The sequence below is a fragment of the Fretibacter rubidus genome (assembly GCF_041429785.1).
Classification (GTDB): domain Bacteria; phylum Pseudomonadota; class Alphaproteobacteria; order Caulobacterales; family Maricaulaceae; genus Fretibacter; species Fretibacter rubidus.
In genome coordinates, this window is the sequence record NZ_CP163423.1 from 1,774,764 (window position 1) to 1,790,656 (window position 15,893).

A 15,893-nucleotide genomic window follows, 5' to 3' on the forward strand; every position below is an offset into this window, starting at 1 on the left:
CCAATTTTAGCAATCATTTAGCTGTTACGTTTAAGCCCCATCACAACCCCCAGCATAGCATTTGCGGCATCAAACAGATTAGAGCCTGGTGGGAATATTGCCTCAACACCCTTATCCCGAAGGAAAGCAAAATCTTGCTCTGGGATAACGCCGCCAACTACGACTTTAATATGGTCTGCATTCTTAGCTTTAAGCAGAGCAATTAATTCAGGGACGAGTGTCTTATGCCCTGCCGCCAAAGATGACACACCAACCACATCTACGCCTTTTTTAATAGCAATATCTGCCACTTCATCTGGCGTGACGAATAGGTTCGTGACATCCACCTTAAAGCCCATATCAGCAAAGCTAGTCGCGACGACCTTTGCGCCGCGGTCGTGGCCGTCTTGGCCCATCTTAGCGATAAGGATATATGGAAGATGCTTCTCTTCGACTTCAAAATCTTTGATGCGCCGTTGGATACTCTTAAACAAAGGGTCGTCTTTATTCAGCGCGCTGTAAACGCCTGATAGAACCCGAGTGACAGCATCATGACGGCCAAACACATCTTCCATAGCCTCCGTGATTTCGCCGAGCGTCGCCCGCGCGCGGGCAGCATTCACAGCAGCGCCCAGTAAGTTCCCTTCACCCGATTTAGCGGCCGCTGTAATCTTGGACAGCGCCATATCTACATGCTCTTGATTTCGGTTGCGCTTAATCTCTTCCAGCAGTTTCACCTGACCCGCGCGTACCTTTTCATTATCAATATCTAAGATTTCAATAGGGTCTTCAATCTCAAGCGTGTATTTATTGACCCCAACGATGACATCATCGCCGCTATCAATTCGCGACTGTTTGCGCAGTGCCGCTTCTTCAATTTTCAGCTTCGGAAGACCCGTTTCAATCGCCTTGGTCATGCCGCCAAGCGCTTCAACCTCTTCAATCATATTCCACGCCGCATCCGCCATTTGCTGGGTCAGACTCTCAACATAATAAGACCCCGCCAGCGGATCGACCACTCGCGTCATACCCGTTTCATGCTGCAGTATCAGCTGCGTATTGCGCGCAATACGGGCCGATGTTTCAGTTGGCAGGGCAATGGCTTCGTCAAACGCATTGGTATGGAGTGATTGCGTCCCGCCAAGGGTTGCGGCCATTGCTTCAACTGTAGTGCGCACCACATTGTTGTAAGGGTCTTGCATCGTTAGTGATACGCCAGAGGTCTGGCAGTGAGTGCGCAGCATTTTAGAACGCTCTGACTTCGCGCCAAAATCTGTCATAATCTTGGCCCACATCTGCCGCGCAGCGCGCAGCTTGGCCACTTCCATAAACATGTCCATGCCGATGCAAAAGAAGAAAGAGAGGCGCGGGGCAAAGTCATCCACATCTAATCCCTTATCCATAGCGGCGCGGACATATTCCATACCGTCCGCCAGCGTATAGGCTAGCTCTTGAGTGAGCGTCGCGCCCGCCTCTTGCATGTGATAGCCAGAGATAGAGATGGAGTTGAACTTGGGCATGTTGGCCGAGGTATATTCAATGATATCGCCAATAATTTTCATGCTTGGCGCGGGTGGATAAATATATGTATTGCGTACCATGAACTCTTTGAGGATATCGTTTTGAATGGTTCCAGATAGTTTTTCTACCGCTACCCCCTGCTCCTCCCCTGCTACAATATACATGGCTAGAATGGGAATAACGGCCCCATTCATCGTCATAGATACTGACATCTTATCAAGCGGAATACCGTCGAATAGGATTTTCATATCCTCAACGCTGTCAATCGCCACGCCGGCCTTACCCACATCGCCTGTCACGCGCGGGTGGTCAGAATCATAACCTCTGTGCGTGGCAAGATCAAAAGCGACAGACAGGCCTTTTTGCCCCGCCTCTAAGTTCTTACGGTAAAAGGCATTGCTCTCTTGCGCTGTAGAGAAGCCCGCATATTGGCGTATCGTCCACGGGCGGCCCGTGTACATTGTTGCACGAACGCCGCGTGTGTATGGTGCCATTCCCGGTATTTCCTGCGCCGCAGATGCAGGGGCATCATCCGCCGTATAAAGCGGTTTGACTGTAATGCCTTCAGCCGTTTGCGTCTCAAGTGTTTTCGGATCGCCGCCTTTTAAGTCACCTGACGCTAAGGTTTCCCATATTTTGATATTGTCGTTTTGTTTGGAACTCATGTTTCAAAATCCATAATCACTTCATCGACGGCGAGGTTGTCACCGGCCGCGCAGTGAATTTTTGCCACGACTGATTTCTTCTCAGCACGAAGTGTGTTTTCCATTTTCATGGCTTCGACAACGGCGAGCGCTTGGCCGTCTTGGACCTCATCGCCTTCTGCCACAAGCAGCTTTACAATCACACCCGGCATCGGACAGAGCAACATATTTGACGTATCAGGCGCGACTTTGACCGGCATTAATTTCGCCAGTTCAGCTCCGCGAGGCGTCCGCACAGCTACTTTGTAATGCACACCGCGGTGACGCACCTCATAGCCTTCAGAATTGCGGCGCGCTTTGAAATTAAACGGTGTATTATCGACAAGGGCGCGCACGAGCGGTTGCCCCGGTTTCCACGCCGTCAAGACTTCCATCTCTATTGCGGCTTTACTTTCCGAGGCATCATCGACGACAATCGTGCGAAGGCCGCTCTCGCCGTTAATATCCGCGCCGTAATGATGCGTCACGTCAGGGGCCTTAACCTCGACCGCCCATTCATCAGGAATATGACGAGCGTGATTGGGTAGGCTGCCGCTGATTTCTGCCGCGCGGTGCTGCGCGATATCATACATTAACGCGCAGACCGCGCCGACTTTGCGGGCATGGCCGGCATTGACGGGCGCCCCTTCAAAGCCTTCGGGGTATTCATCGGCGATAAATGCCGTATTGATATCGCCGCGTTCAAACCGGTCATGATCATAGACGGCTTGCAGGAACGGAATATTGTGACCAATGCCTTCAAGCTCAAACGTGTCGAGCGCATCTTTCATCGCATTAAGCGCGACTCCCCGGTCCTCGCCCCACGTACAGAGCTTAGCGATCATCGGGTCGTAATACATCGAGATTTCGCCGCCTTCAAACACGCCCGTATCGTTACGCACAATCGAGCCGTTATCGAGCGTCTGCTCAGCCGGCGGGCGGTAGCGCACAAGACGGCCGATTGACGGCAGGAAGTTGCGGTACGGGTCTTCGGCATAAATGCGGCTCTCAAGCGCCCAACCGTTTAGTTTTACATCGCTTTGTTTCATCGACAGCTTTTCACCGTTTGCCGAGCGGATCATTTGCTCCACTAGGTCCACGCCGGTGATAAGTTCCGTGACGGGATGCTCCACTTGCAAGCGCGTATTCATCTCCAGGAAATAGAAGTTCTTATCCTTATCGACGATAAATTCCACCGTGCCGGCGCTGTCATAATCCACAGCTTTCGCCAGCGCGACAGACTCCGCGCCCATGGCTTTGCGGGTTATTTCATCAAGGAAAGGCGACGGCGCTTCTTCGATGACTTTCTGGTTGCGTCGTTGAATAGAACATTCACGCTCGCCGAGGTAAATCACATTGCCATGCTTATCGCCCAGCACTTGGATTTCGATATGGCGCGGCTCTTCGACAAATTTCTCGATAAAGATGCGGTCATCGCCAAAGCTGTTCGCGGCTTCGTTCTTGGACGACTGAAACCCTTCGCGCGCTTCCTCGTCATTATAGGCGATGCGCATGCCCTTCCCGCCGCCGCCCGCAGACGCTTTAATCATTACAGGATAGCCAACTTTCTTAGCGATTTTGACCGCTTCGTCGGCGTCCGCAATCAAGCCCATATGTCCCGGTACGCAAGACACGCCCGCCTCCTGCGCGAGTTTTTTGGAAGTGATTTTATCGCCCATAGACACAATAGCGTGGGGGTTGGGGCCGATGAAGGTTATCTTCTTCTTGGCCAGCAGTTTCGCAAATTCAGGATTTTCCGACAGAAAGCCATAGCCGGGATGCACAGCATCCGCGCCCGTGCTCTCTATCGCTGCCAAGATTTTATCCATCACCAAATAAGATTGGTTCACCGCCGGCGGCCCCAAATGCACCGCCTCATCCGCCATAGAAACATGCAGCGCATTACGGTCCGCATCGGAATAAACCGCCACAGTCTTAATGCCCATTTTGCGGGCGGTTTTTATGACGCGGCAAGCAATCTCGCCACGGTTAGCTATGAGTATTTTTTTTATCATAACGGCAAGTTTCCATGCTTCTTCCATGGAGCCTCTTCTATTTTGTCAGCTAAGAGTGCGAAGGCACGACTTATGCGGCGACGCGTACTTTGAGGTTTTATGACTTCATCAATGTAACCCAGTTCGGCTGCTCGAAAAGGGCTCAAAAACTTCTCTTCATAGTCCGCAATATGTGCAGCCGTCTTTTCCTCATCACTTAGATCTTTACGGTGAAGGATTTCGACAGCTCCCTTAGCGCCCATCACGGCAATTTGCGCTGTGGGCCAAGCGTAATTCATATCCGCACCCAAGTGCTTTGGTGCCATGACGCAGTAAGCCCCGCCATAAGCTTTACGCGTAATCACAGTCACTTTAGGTACGGTTGCCTCCCCATAAGCATAGAGAAGCTTCGCACCATTTTTAATCACGCCGTTATGTTCTTGGGACACGCCTGGAAGGAAACCAGGCACGTCAACAAGCGTAAGTACGGGAATATCGAAGGCATCGCAAAAGCGCACATGACGCGCGGCCTTGCGAGACGCGTCGCTATCCAAACACCCTGCCAACACCATGGGCTGGTTTGCAACCACCCCAATCGTTTGTCCTTCGAGTCGGATAAAGCCGCACAGAATATTCTTGGCAAAGTCTTGCTGTACCTCAAAAAAGTCGCCTTCATCGGCAATCTTCTCGACGAGTTCATGCATATCGTAAGGCAAGTTGGGATTGTCAGGCACAAGGGTATCGAGGCTTGTGTCAATACGGTCATGACTATCAAAGAATGGGCGCCGCGGCGTGCCCGCACGGTTATTAAGCGGGAGAAAATCAAATAAGCGACGTATTTCCGCGAGAGCTTCGATGTCATTATCATAGGCCCCGTCGGCAACCGAAGATTTCGTCGTGTGGGTCTTCGCCCCACCCAACTCCTCTGCAGTCACAACCTCATTCGTCACCGTCTTAAGCACGTCTGGGCCCGTCAAGAACATATAGCTGCTATCGCGCACCATAAAGATATAGTCGGTCAGCGCCGGAGAATAGACTGCGCCACCCGCACTTGGCCCCATTATGACACTGATCTGTGGTACAACCCCACTCGCCTTTATGTTGTTCTGAAAAACGTCCGTGTAGCCGGCAAGTGACGCGACACCTTCTTGAATACGTGCGCCGCCGCTATCTTGAAGTCCAATAATTGGTGCGCCATTACGCATGGCCATCTCTTGGACTTTACAAATTTTTCGAGCGTGAGTTTCCGATAAGCTGCCGCCAAAAACGGTAAAGTCTTGCGCAAATACAAACGTCTTACGACCATTAATCGTACCCCAACCCGTAACAACGCCATCCCCTGGAATATGTGTCTTATCCATACCAAAATCAGTCGCACGGTGTTTGACGAACATGTCAAATTCTTCAAAACTCCCAGGATCAAGTAACAATTCCAGCCGTTCTCGAGCCGTCAGCTTACCTTTGGCGTGCTGGGACACTATACGCTTCTCGCCGCCACCAAGTCGTGCCTCATCACGCCGCGCATTTAGTTGCTGATCAATTGCCATTTAAAATCCTAGTTACAAAAGGAGGGCAGGACGCCAATTTCATCACATAACAGTCAGCCAATACGGATAATATTAGCAATTAAATCTATTATTATTACGCATTATTATCATTTATGGCGACAATCAATGCTTTTTGCGTATTTTTATTACCTTATTTTTACGCATGAAGGGAATAGGCAAAATAATCTCTGTGGAGCGATTGTGAGATATCATGTGACACTTCTGCCGACACGCACCAGCCTGCTAACACTGCAATGAGATCGAGGCTCATGAGTTACAGAGTGCTCCATGCAATCAAGCTTGTGAGATTGAGACAGTACTCATTGCCTCAAACACTTCTATTAGTTCACATTAGAAAAATGAAATTGAAATTTAGGCAGCCTCATCATTACAAACTCTATAACAACGTTAAAGTAACCGGCACTATTCACTTTCTTCAAAGCAAAATACCTCAGTTTTATTCAGTCCATGAATGACCCTAAAATATACTCAACTTCACTGTCAAAATTTTTCGCACTGCACACATAGCGCAAAAAAAAACCATCTAACATATTGATTTATTTGAATAATCTTCCCAGTCCATTATGAAGCAACTGTTACTAGGCTTTCGAGCCACCAGAACAGTAATTGTCCCAAGCGAGCATAACTTCTCTACGTTTATCTAGCATCCGATTTCCACGGATATATGCACGCTCGACAGTATTCTTTGTCTCATGCGCTAAAGCAAACTCTATAGCCTGTGTGGGAAAGCTTGTTGCCTCCAATGCCCAAGTCTTAAAGGATGACCGAAAGCCGTGAGTCGTAATATTTTCATAGCCAAGTTTTCGGAGCGTCACCATAGGTGCATTGTAACTGAAAGCCTTATTATTGCGGGGATTATGGAATACCAGTGACGGGTGAGGATATAGCTTCGCGTCTCGAACTAGACTTAATGAAGCGCCCTCTAATGGAACAATATGAGGACGTTTCATCTTCATTCTCTCCGCAGGAATTTCCCAAAGCCTCTTATCTGTATCGACCTCATCCCACACTGCACCCCTCGCCTCACCAGAACGAGAGGCAGTGAGTATTATAAATTCGAGGAGATAAGATGCAGGAGTCTCAAGACCGCGCAGTTTTTTCATAAGCGTGGGTATTTCTTGCCAAGGTAATGCAGGATGATTTCTTGAGGGCTTTACGCGCTCTTTAGGCGTAAGGAGTTGATTTAGGTTGCCGCGCCAAATGGCGGGATTGGGGCCATCTCTGTATTCCATGGCTATAGCCCAAGCTAACACCGCCTCTATATACAAGCGAGTGCGGCTTGCCGTTTCAGTTTTAACCATCCAAAGAGGCTCTAAGATTTTATAGACTTGCTTAGTCGTTATTTTACTTAGTTGGGTTTTATGCAATCCTTTAGCGTGGGTCGTCAGGCAAAAGTACCATCTGCGTCGCGTTTGCTGAGTTCTAAAATAACCTGTGCTATCTTTTGACTTAAAAAACAAATCAATGATTTCGGCAAATGTATATTGTTTTTCTATCTCCTGAATGCGGCGCTCAACATCGGTCTCTCTTCGCTCCAAAGGATCAATTCCAGCCTGAACGAGAGCACGCACCTCATCAGCCTTTTTACGGACAACATCAATATTATTAGTGAGAGATACAGACCCTAAGCCCATATCCCTACGTCCACCATTTAGACGGTATCTATAGAGCCAAGATTTACTGCCGCTTTTTTTCACAATAAGGTATAAACCATTGCCGTCATTGTACCGGCCAGGTTCATTAATGGCTTTGACAACAGCTCTATTTAGCCTACGGATTGCTCTAGACATCACTATTTTTCCAGCGAAGCAGCATTTCTATTCCCTCCTTTGTTCCCTCCACCTGAGAGAAACATAAGAAAACATCAAAATGCAATAAGACACAAGAATAATTTTATCTTATTGTTTTTATTGTATTTTTTATACTAAAGGATACAGAAGGAAACAATAGTTATAGTTCAGGTTCGGGCACCATTTCCCTGATAATGTAAGTTGCGTAAGTCACTGAACGGTCCTGGAAAATCCCTCTTCCCTTTACCTTCCACATGGTAACCCGCGCAATTTGCCTCACTTTTTGCCCTGCAATGGGCTGCACGCAGATGGTAAAATGAAGGCGATAAGACGGCCCGATCAATACTGCAAATCACTCAAACGAAGTCTTTCGTTCGAAAGCATGCATAACGTGTGTTTTACGTGGAACGAAAACAGCCGAAATCTTAAACATCACCAGCGGCTGTGATGGGATGATTTTAGGACGCTTAGTTTCGGCAGTTCTGGGAGCAAAGCGGGCATAAAGACAGTTGATTATATAGACCATTAGATAGGTTTTTGAAAATGACTGAGATCAAAATGACTTGGAATACACGGCGTCTGTTCATTAATGAGTTCAAAAGATATATTTCACATCATCTATGTTAGCGCTGATGGACCTCGCTTTGATTTTGGGGTCAACCACCGACAACAACAAATGGGGCCCATATTGCGGGGTGCTCAGCGCCTTTTAAACGGCTTTTTCGCAAATCATTTATGGCGGCCCTAAGAGCTTGGGACTTACTCATTCCGGCTTGCGTATTCTTCACCGTTTTCACAGTCAGAAAGGCCGCAACATCATCACGTACGGGCCAATGAGATACTAAAAGGCTATCGGCTCCTGCATATAAAAAGGCCGACGCGAGGCCAGAGAGTCCAGCCGCAGATTGCGCATCGCCGGCCGCTGTGTTGCAGGCAGACAAGATGACCCAATCCGCATCCAAGGGCATTCGAGAAATTTCTGACTGTGTGAGCAAGCCGTCCTGATCGGGTCCAGGATTAGATGCGGCGCCAGGTGTCAGGATAAGGGCAGGTTCAGTTTGTCCCTCGAAACGACCTGATACTAATCCGTGTGTAGAGAAAGCGATAACATCATAGTTAGCTAAATCAAGCGCTATGACCCCGCTTTGGGTCGCGGCATTGTCTGTTAATACGGTCGAGTGTCTGCGCCCAAAGGCTTGTGATAAAGCCGTCAGTTCTTTGGCCGCATAAGGTAGAGGGGGGAGCGACCGGATGTTAGCCGTTGCGCCCCGACCATCGCGGTAAAAACTTTGATTTGAAGCCAGTAACAATACATCATCGTCTGTCCCACCCAAACGGGGCGCACCAACTCCCAAAAACCGTGGACGGCGCGGCGTGGATGCGTCCGTTTCGCCAAGCGCGTTTAAACTGGGTAATGTGGTTAGGGCCATGTCATCATTCACATAGCGGGGACTCTCGCCCGTATTTGTTACAAGAAAAGAGAATGGTATCTGCGTCAGCCCGTCCTCGGGTAAGATGTATAAATGCTCGACCTCTACCATCGCACGGCGCAAATTTTCGGGGAAAAGCGCTTGATAAAGTGCGCGGGCTGTATTCGTGTCAAACGGCTTTTCCGTATCCAGCACACTCGCGCGAAGTGCGCTGACATGCTCAGATAAAGCCGCCTTGCTAAGAGGCATAGTCGCTGTGTGAATGCTATCGGGCGTAACGAGCACTAATATAGGCTCTGCGCCCGTCAGAAAGCTCATCCAGACAGCCTCTTTTTCAGTCAAACGGTCTTGAATATTAGCTAAAGAGACAGTCAGCTGGGTCTCATCAGTCGTCAGGGGTGTTGCCTTTAAAGCCTTTGCGACGGCGTTTCGCGCGTCTTCTAATGTGGCTTGCGCCGCTTGAATGCGCGTACTGTCATTACTGGCCAATGCGGTTTGATACGCTTGATCGGCGCGACGCATTGTAAATTGCGCGTCTTGTCGCTCTCGTAAACGCTGGCGGGCAGCACCTTCCGTAAGACTTGTGCGCGCGGCCCGTTTGCGAATTAGGGCATTAAAATCATTTAGCCGTGCAAACTGCATAGCTGTGATAGCGGTGTCAAAATCACCAGCCTTGAGACGATCGGCTGCGAAGTGTTCAAAAACTGGGGCATATTGTGAAAGCGGGCTGCTTGAGCCGCTAGTCGTGTCGGCCGCACGCGCCGTTGCAATATCTATGGCTTCACTAAATACAATACGGCTCTGGGTAAAATCACCCGTGGTTACGGCATGCAGCATTTGTGTCTCTAATGACAACGGACTCCCGACCTCCTGATGTTGCGCGCTTAAGGCTTGCGCTTGATCGAGACGTTTAATCGCGGCGTCAACTTGCCCAACACTGCGGTACTGCAAGGCAAGATTGTTGAGCGGCGTAATCAACAAGGGGTTATCTTTACCCACAGCACGCTCAAGACCCGCTATGGCGGCTTCAAATTGTTCAATGGCCTGAATGCTTTTCCCTTGAGCGGCCGCCATGCGTGCAGCGTTTTGCAGGGTAAGATAGGCAGGCTGTTCCTGTCCTGCACCCTTGTCTAAAAATAAGCTGTGTGCCTGCATGAACAAATCTTCAGCGACGGCATAATTTCCCAGATTGCCTTCTGATACAGCAAGATTATAAATTGAATATGTGGTCATGGGATGTCCGCGCCCGACAATATCCAAGTGCAGACGGAGGGATTGACGCAACATTTGTGCCCCTTCGCTATGACGCCCTCGCGCATTCATGATTGCGCCGTGATTATGCAGCACATTCGCGCGCATCATATTATCCTCTGGCAGTGCGCTAACAGCCAACTGCATAGCTTGCGTGCTTGCATCTAAAGACCGGCTTTGATTACCTGCTTCTTGGGTTACAGCGGAAAGTGAAGATAGAAAGCTAACGAGTTGCGTCACGGCGTTCACATCGTTTCTGTCCATCATGTGTTCGATCATCGCGACGCCCTTCTCTATAAAGGTGACTGCGTTTTTCAAATCATTGGCATAATAGGCGCGGAAACCCTTCTCGGCTAAGATCTCTCCATATTCGACTGAGGGTGATCCGTAAAAATCGAGTACCGCTGTCTCTGCACGCTCGAATGCGGTCTGTGCAGCTTCTGTCTGGCCCAGTGACGTGAGTGTTTCGGGTAGATCCGTCAGAACCCGTAAATAGGCGGCACTTTCAGCAAAATCCGCATCTTCATAAATTTGCACCGCTTTTTTAAGGGCGTTTAGTGCAACATCATAATTGCCCGCCTCATGCTCAAACTGCCCTTGCAAAGCGCTCTTATATCCTAATATGACGGATGCAGGTGCGACCGCATCAACTGTATTGTCCAAAGCCTTGAGGCGCTGCCGGGCCTCGAGGGGTGAAAGCGTTGCTCGCTCGCGTTCAATACTTTGCAAGCCCTCTGATAATTTTTGAAAACGTGGCAAATCTCTAACATCATTGGCGTCGGGTGAAAGCGGGGACCGCTGACGCATGTCACTGTCAATGCGCGGTGGGATAATATCAAAATTTGGCTGAGAGCTTACGCTCTGAACGGCAGCAACTGGATTATTGGTTGCGACAGTATCTGTATCAGACGGCTCTGCGGTGCAACCGATTAATAAAAACGCGCTGCACCATATAAGGGTCGTAAAAACCAAAGCAAAAGCGTGAAAGCTCTCAGCGCGTCCTCGCGAATATTGTATATATTTTTTCAACTGCGCCCTCCGTCAGTATCAAAAAGCCGAAAATCTGCACTGACGTCAAGGGATATCCTGTTTAAGGGTCAAGCATCTTAGCTTAATCTTAGGCTGACATGCTTGTAATCATTCATTGTGATGAGTGCGAGGCAAATGAAAACGGCAGGTCGATGTGACCCGCCGTTTTGCGCCCCATGCGCCCCGTGATTTTATGGAGGCGTTAGCCGTCACACCCTTTTCCGGCATAGACACCCATCAATGTCGCGCGGCGTGATGTTGCCGCCTGATAGGCCTTACGGGCTTTTTTCACTTTCTTGGCTTTGGACTTTGCTGACGCCTCAATCGCCTGCTGGCCAAACATGTTCAAGAAAGGGACCGCTTTGGCGACGCCAGCCTGCATACCGAGTGACACAGCCCCTTGAGCAACCGCAGCGGTGGCGGCCTGTTGGGATGCCATAGAAATATCTTCACCCGCAACCTCTCCGCTTTCAATAATAATCGCCTCAAGTGCGACGAGTTTTGTCTCAATAGCGTCGCATGACAGCTTGGCATCTCCAGCTTTGGGGCTTGCTATTGATACAGGGGCTACAAAATCATCTTGGCTGGCCGTATCGCGCTGCATCGCAGTTGTGATAGCGCTTGATGCCGCTTTTTGTGCCAGGGCGTTGGTGATGCCGCCCGTGCTGGCACCGCACGCAGACAGAGTTAAGGCGCTTACGCCAATCAGGGTTGTCATCATTACAGTTTTCATAGTGTCCTCCATTATTATGTGATGACCGCATTAGAGGAGAGTCGCGCGTGGTACGCATCATCAAGACTGATGAATGATGATGACAATGACTGTTAGAGAATGCGAAAAAACCGCATTAAAGGATAAGCGGCAATGTCAGACGAAAGACGGTTTGCTTCGGATGACGCTCTACATTCAACGTTCCGCCATGCCTTGCAGCAATTGACCGCGAAAGCGCAAGGCCAAGGCCGAAGCTCTTAGGCTCTGCGTCCGAGGTGTCCTCATGCGCCTTAATGCTAAGGTGACGAAAGAACGGCGTAAAAATATCGCGCATAGCGGCCTCATCAATTAACGGCCCTGTATTACTCACGCGCAAAACGACATGTCCTTTAAAATTCGGGTCAGTATCTAATACTGAGAGTGTTATGGGCGTGCTAGGATCACCATATTTAAAGGCATTATCAATCAAGTTAGACAGCAAGCGCCCCAATTGCGCAGGATCGCCCTCTACCCATATCGGGGCTGCCTCTATAAGAGAAAGGGGACGAGATTGCACGTCGGCCAAGGGTTCAAATAACTCAACTAAGGAGGCCGCTAGAGCGTAAATATCAAGCCTTTGAAACCCGCGCCTGTCACCAAATTGAGCGTCCAGCGCAGAGATATCTAGCAAGCCATCTAACATTGTCACGCAATGTTTAATCTCTTGCCGCGCCGTATCGACAATGGGGTCATTATCGAGTTTTAGCAGGCTGGCATCCAAACGGGTTAGAGGGGATCGCATCTCATGGGCCAGTTGATCGGTCACACGTTTGCGTAAGCTCAGAACCCGCTCTAAACGCGATAGGGTATAATTGATTTGTGATCCCAAAAAGGACACTTCATCACCGGCAGTATCGCAAGGTAACCGCGCATCAATTTGCCCATTGGCGACGTTTTGCAAAGTCACATTCATCATATCGACCCGCCTGCGCAAGGCCGCAATGACAAAACGGGCTGCAATATAAGACAGGCTGATTAACAAAAGCCCGGCGACCAGAAATCGCCATAGCAAAGCCTTTAAAGACTGTTTTATCGCGCCGCTTTCTCGGGCGACGATAAGGCGTTCACCACCGCGCAATTGCGTTAACCGCACGGTCGCTGGCACAACACCATCAGGGGTTTCAAGGGTCACAGACCGGGGCCGCGTCACATCAAGATTACGCGCAACCTCTATATTAATGAGGCCGGCAATTCTCTCTCCATCTGCATTGAAAAATCCGTAATGAGCCCCCGCGCGGTTGAGCGGCGTTAGACTTTGTCGCGCCTCAATCGCAGCGGTTACAGTAGCAGGCCCGCCAGCTATGTAACCCTCCGTTAGTGCCGCGATATCATCATTGATTTGATAAATTTGCTCTTGGCGCAGATCATGCTGCAAACTCCACGCTGACCACAGCCCCACACACAGCAGTGTGATGAGCGGCATTAAGGTGAATAACGCAATCATGCGGCCAAAGATTGACCGCTTAATCATGTTTGAAGGCACATGTTCAATAGTATTTTGGGCCTTATTCAAACCGTTTTATCCTGCGGCGTTACGGCGTCATCACTCATACCAAACCTGTAACCAAACCCTCTGACAGTTTGGAGTAATGAGATGTCAAAATCGCCATCAAGTTTTCTGCGCATGCGCCCAATATTGACATCAACAACATTTGTGCCGGGATCAAAATGCATATTCCAGACATCACGCAGCAACATGTCACGCGTGATGAGCGCGCCTTCGTGGTCTAAAAAATACAAGAGTAAATCAAATTCTTTCGGGCTTAGTTTAAGGTGCTCTCCGGCCCTATGGGCTGTACGCGCTTTGACGTGCACTTCCAGGTCGGCAATCTTTCGCAAATCTGCGCGCAAGCCGCCTTGCGCGCGTCTATACAAGGCCTCAACACGGGCGACTAATTCTTCGGGCTCGAACGGTTTTGTTAAATAGTCATCCGCGCCCCTTTGATAACCTTCGACACGGTTTTGTGAATTTCCAAGGGCCGTTAGCATCAGAATGGGGGTCATCACGCCGCGGGCGCGTAGGCGCTCGACAAGGTCTAATCCCTCGCCGTCTGGCAACATTCGGTCACAAATCAAAACATCAAAGTGAGGGGTGTCTGTGGGGTGTGGTGCAAGCGCGGATAGTCCGCTTTGACATGTCAAGTAATGCTCCAAAGACCAGCCCGCACGCTCTAATGTCGCTTGGACATGGGCGGCAATCGTTGGGTCGTCTTCGATCAATAAGGCTTGTTTCATGACAGCGCACCCCCTTGCATATCACCAGAAATTCGAGCCAAGCTCACACCCTGAATATCACAAAAATTTACCGCTATCATATTACACCGCCCCAGATTACTCCGTAAATTTTGCTTTACATAAGCACAGAATTTTTTCAAGTTTTGCGCGCAATCGACATTCAATGGGGCTATCGGATGATAAAATATATTACATCTTGCGCGCAATCCGCTCTGTCTATCAGTATCGGCTTGACGGTTATTTTCACAGTGAGCCAGCAGGCCTTTGCCCGTGATGATGTCGCTACGCCCATGAGGCATAAAGCCGTAATTTCCGCATTTGAAAGCGCCAATACTGCGCTTGATAATCAAGACGGCCAAGCCTTGCGCGATGCGGCAGAGCGGTTGAGCCGAATAGGCGCCCACCCTTTGCGCGGGACAGAGGACATGACACGGATATGGACTGTAAAAGCTGAACGTTTTCAACGCTCTAGTGCCGATGTGTCTCCGCCTTTTCGTGGACGCGTAAAAGGGGCCGCCTACAGACAGGATAGTGTCGCGGCGGGGGCGACGCTGACGTTGGACGAAATATACTTTGCGGCTGAACGCGCTGAATTGACACTGAAACCCTTGGGTCAGAACGATGCGGGCCTCACGCTTGAAATGGTTGTAACTGACCCTGCCGGAGATGACACAGCGCTTTGTCAAAAGGTCGTAAAATCCCAGACGGAAAGTTGTGCGTTTACTCCGCTTTTCACGGGAAAATACAGGATTGATATCATCAATAACTCTGCGCATGAGGCGGGCTTTCTGTTTATCACGAATTAAATATGCGTCGCTTAGCACTCTATCTATAAACAATTTGGCCGCGTTTTAGATGACAAATGCTGTTAGTTTTAGACCCCATAGCGCTTAACGGCCTTTGTCATTTGAGCCTATAATATGCCTCGTATAGCCCTTTATCCGAGCACGAGAGGGGGCGGTGATGACAGATGGTGGTATATTTCAGGCCGTAGCGCGGGGTTCAGACATATCCCTTATATCTGTGTTGGGGGCTATACCTTTACCAATGGCTGTTATCGACGCTCACGCGCAGCTTCAATGCGCTAATAACGCCTTCCATATCGCTATAAAACACAGCCCAATAGAATTGCATGCTGGGCGCGTGATTTTGTCCGTAAAATCGGCTCAGATGCAATTTCGAAACGCCTTAACTAAAGAGCCCGCAATACAGACCAGCGCCGAGCCGCAAGTGGCCTCAGGGTGTGATATTTATGTATCGTCACGCCCACACACTAACCCGCAAGACGGGGCGTTGTGGCTCAATCTGCGGCCCTGTTCTTCTGGCGGCGAAGCGGCGAACTGTAAAAGCGCGCCACCTTATTTCGTCCTAAGCCTGCTTGCTCCTGATCTTATGACGACAGGGCCAGAGCGCTTGGCCCTACGCCTGCAAAGTATATTTGGCCTTAGCACAGCCGAAGCGTTGACGGCCATATGGCTTGGTCAGGGTCTATCCGCTGATGATATAGCGGCACAAAGAGATGTCAGCCTCCCCACTATTCGCACGCAACTTGCCGCAATCAGGGCGAAGCTTGGTGTTGAAACATCGTCCGCCGCCGTTCACATTATTACCCGTTTATCATTGCCACTGTAACGCCACCCCTCGCTGATACCGCGCAAAGAT

The 15,893-nt window shown here is 49.7% G+C and carries 10 protein-coding genes; 2 read left to right on the forward strand and 8 right to left on the reverse strand.

All coding sequences use genetic code 11. The annotated features are described in order from the left end of the window. Positions 1-17 precede the first annotated feature (17 nt). The 8 genes from scpA to AB6B37_RS08420 all read right to left on the reverse strand — a co-directional run bounded on the left by scpA (position 18) and on the right by AB6B37_RS08420 (position 14,231). The gene (gene scpA, locus AB6B37_RS08385) at positions 18-2,165 is read right to left on the reverse strand and encodes a methylmalonyl-CoA mutase (RefSeq protein ID WP_371395311.1); all 2,148 of its coding nucleotides are present in this window, start codon (positions 2,163-2,165) and stop codon (positions 18-20) included. Then, complete coding sequence (locus tag AB6B37_RS08390) at positions 2,162-4,198, reverse strand: acetyl-CoA carboxylase biotin carboxylase subunit (protein WP_371398435.1); 2,037 nt, start codon at positions 4,196-4,198, stop codon at positions 2,162-2,164. The genes scpA and AB6B37_RS08390 overlap by 4 nt, the downstream gene beginning before the upstream one ends. Continuing rightward, positions 4,195-5,724 carry an acyl-CoA carboxylase subunit beta gene (locus tag AB6B37_RS08395; protein WP_371395312.1) on the reverse strand — a complete coding sequence of 510 codons (1,530 nt, stop codon included), beginning with the start codon at positions 5,722-5,724 and terminating at the stop codon, positions 4,195-4,197. The genes AB6B37_RS08390 and AB6B37_RS08395 overlap by 4 nt, the downstream gene beginning before the upstream one ends. A 599-nt stretch (positions 5,725-6,323) precedes the next feature. Continuing rightward, entirely contained in the window at positions 6,324-7,535 is a 1,212-nt protein-coding gene (locus AB6B37_RS08400) for a tyrosine-type recombinase/integrase (protein WP_371395313.1), read from the reverse strand. Between the two features lie 656 nt (positions 7,536-8,191). Next, positions 8,192-11,245, reverse strand: a complete 3,054-nt coding sequence (locus AB6B37_RS08405) for a CHAT domain-containing protein (RefSeq protein ID WP_371395315.1) — start codon at positions 11,243-11,245, stop codon at positions 8,192-8,194. Positions 11,246-11,447: 202 nt separating this feature from the next. Then, on the reverse strand, positions 11,448-11,978 hold the full coding sequence (locus AB6B37_RS08410; RefSeq protein ID WP_371395316.1) for a hypothetical protein: 531 nt from the start codon (positions 11,976-11,978) through the stop codon (positions 11,448-11,450). Positions 11,979-12,093: 115 nt separating this feature from the next. Continuing rightward, positions 12,094-13,467: an ATP-binding protein gene (locus AB6B37_RS08415; RefSeq protein ID WP_371395317.1), complete on the reverse strand. Its 1,374-nt coding sequence runs from the start codon at positions 13,465-13,467 to the stop codon at positions 12,094-12,096. A 38-nt stretch (positions 13,468-13,505) separates the two neighbouring features. Further along, positions 13,506-14,231 (reverse strand): response regulator transcription factor, encoded by a 726-nt coding sequence (locus tag AB6B37_RS08420; protein ID WP_371395318.1) that lies wholly within the window; start codon positions 14,229-14,231, stop codon positions 13,506-13,508. A 176-nt stretch (positions 14,232-14,407) separates the two neighbouring features. Between AB6B37_RS08420 and AB6B37_RS08425 the strand changes: the two genes are divergently transcribed. Together AB6B37_RS08425 and AB6B37_RS08430 are read left to right on the forward strand one after the other, a co-directional pair. Beyond that, a complete protein-coding gene (locus AB6B37_RS08425; protein ID WP_371395319.1) occupies positions 14,408-15,037 on the forward strand; it encodes a hypothetical protein in 630 nt (209 codons plus the stop codon). Between the two features lie 157 nt (positions 15,038-15,194). After that, the gene (locus tag AB6B37_RS08430; RefSeq protein ID WP_371395320.1) at positions 15,195-15,863 is read left to right on the forward strand and encodes a helix-turn-helix transcriptional regulator; all 669 of its coding nucleotides are present in this window, start codon (positions 15,195-15,197) and stop codon (positions 15,861-15,863) included. Positions 15,864-15,893: the final 30 nt, after the last annotated feature.